Source organism: Halalkalibaculum sp. DA3122 (assembly GCF_043951865.1).
Lineage (GTDB): Bacteria > Bacteroidota > Rhodothermia > Balneolales > Balneolaceae > JAMQKA01.
Genome location: NZ_JBINJF010000094.1, coordinates 1 through 1,187 on the forward strand (window position 1 = coordinate 1; position 1,187 = coordinate 1,187).

The 1,187-nt window shown below is 61.9% G+C and carries 1 protein-coding gene; it reads right to left on the bottom strand.

Annotated features, from left to right (window positions below):
* The coding region (tuf, locus tag ACG2F4_RS19325) for an elongation factor Tu (RefSeq protein ID WP_395262584.1) at window positions 1–1,187 on the bottom strand (1,187 nt) is incomplete at both ends.

Consider the following 1,187-nt stretch of genomic DNA (forward strand, 5'->3'; position numbering starts at 1 on the left):
TATTCAATAATTTTGCTAACCACGCCGGCCCCGACGGTGCGCCCGCCCTCGCGGATCGCAAATCGAAGCCCCTCTTCCATCGCCACCGGCTGGATCAGGGTCACCTCCATGCTCACATTGTCGCCCGGCATCACCATCTCCACCCCGTCGGGCAGCTCGCAGGAGCCGGTCACGTCGGTCGTGCGAAAATAGAACTGCGGGCGATACCCGTCAAAAAACGGGGTGTGGCGGCCGCCCTCGTCCTTGCTCAGCACATACACCTCGCACTCAAACTTCTTGTGTGGGGTGATCGAGCCCGGCTTGCACAGGACCATGCCCCGCTGCAGCTGCTCCTTGTCGATGCCCCGCAGCAGAATCCCGGCGTTGTCCCCGGCCTGCCCCTCATCGAGCATCCGACGGAACATCTCAATGCCGGTCACCACGCTGCTCATCGGGTCTTCGACAATACCGACAATCTCAATCTCATCGTTGAGCTTGACCACGCCCCGCTCAATGCGGCCGGTGGCCACCGTCCCGCGGCCGGTTATACTGAACACGTCCTCGACCGGCATCAAAAACGGCTTCTCGATATCCCGCTCGGGGGTCGGAATCGTCTCATCGACCGCATCCATCAGCTCCAGGATCGACTGCTCGGCCTGCTCGTCCCCGTTGAGGGCCTCCAGGGCACTGCCCTGGATGACCGGGATGTTGTCCCCGTCAAACTCGTAGCTGCTCAGCAGCTCCCGTACCTCCAGCTCCACCAGCTCGATCAGCTCCTCATCGTCGACCAGGTCGGTCTTGTTCATAAACACCACAATCTGCGGGACCCCCACCTGGCGGGCCAGCAAAATGTGCTCGCGGGTCTGCGGCATCGGCCCGTCGGTGGCCGCCACCACCAGAATCGCCCCGTCCATCTGGGCCGCCCCCGTCACCATGTTCTTCACGTAGTCGGCATGGCCCGGGCAGTCCACGTGCGCATAGTGCCGATCGTCGGTCTCATACTCCACATGGGCGGTCGCAATCGTGATCCCCCGCTCCCGCTCCTCCGGGGCATTGTCTATGTCGGCAAACTGCTTGGCCACCCCACCGTAGTGCTTGGCCATCACCGTCGTAATGGCCGCCGTCAGGGTCGTCTTGCCGTGATCCACATGACCTATCGTTCCTATGTTTACATGCGGCTTCGTTCGCTGAAAGGTTTCTTTTGCCAT